Origin of the sequence: Priestia sp. BR_2 (assembly GCF_041954005.1) — a bacterium.
GTDB lineage: Bacteria > Bacillota > Bacilli > Paenibacillales > Paenibacillaceae > Paenibacillus_AQ > Paenibacillus_AQ lautus_A.
The window spans coordinates 1-797 of sequence record NZ_JAVFHM010000233.1; the positions used below are offsets into that span (position 1 = coordinate 1).

Sequence of the window (797 nt, forward strand, 5' to 3'; positions counted from 1 at the left end):
TATCAATATAGCAGTGCTAGATATGAAAGATATATCCAAAGCGACAGATGCTTTTATCCAAACAGCTCGTACTCTTTTTACTCAAGAAGATGCTTAAATAGCACTTAAATAAACATGTGTTGCTATTTAGTGCATATATGAAAGACAGCCGTTTGAATCAAAAAGTGGCTGTCTTTTTTATTTCTACTATTTTTAATCGTTGTTAATCAAACAAAAGGATGATGGAAGAATCAGTATAGCCTTCTGATTAGAGAAAGGAATATTCAGTAACACGGCTTATTGTATACCGTTATATACTTTGTTTAACAATGTCTTTAGTTGAGTATTTTCTTCATCACTTAATTGACGCGTGACGAAGAGGTGAGCGTCTTTAACTAAAGGTGAAAGAGTTCTCTTTAACTCTTCTCCCTTTTCTGTAAGAAATAGATAGTGTAAGCGACGATCTCGTTCACTGTACATTCTTTTTATGAGTCCTTTTTCCTCCATCGCATAAATCATTTCTACAATAGTTGTTTGTTTCTTATCAATTGCTTCTGCTAGTTCTGTTTGGGTTATCCCTTTTTGAGAGTCTAGAACACTAATAATGCTCCATCGTACTGGAGTCATGCCATAAGGTTTGAGCTTTTTCTTGAAATAATTCATTGCTCTTACATCTGTACGATGAATAAGATGGCTTGTTAAATTATGTAAATCCATAACGTCACCTCAGAAAGATAGAAAAATATGGCTTAAGCTAATAATCGAGTAAGATAAGTCTTTATAAGTAGGCGATGTCGCTTATACACATATGACGCTGC

At 34.0% G+C, this 797-nt stretch carries 1 protein-coding gene; it reads right to left on the reverse strand.

Annotated elements, in window-relative coordinates:
* Nucleotides 1–276 precede the first annotated feature (276 nt).
* A complete protein-coding gene (locus RB298_RS19095) occupies nucleotides 277–696 on the reverse strand; it encodes a MarR family winged helix-turn-helix transcriptional regulator (RefSeq protein ID WP_486048033.1) in 420 nt (139 codons plus the stop codon).
* Nucleotides 697–797 lie beyond the last annotated feature (101 nt).

Excerpts from the sequence above, each read along its gene's own strand:
- RB298_RS19095 (WP_486048033.1), bottom strand. The coding sequence starts at position 696 with ATGGATTTACATAATTTAACAAGCCATCTTATTCATCGTACAGATGTA.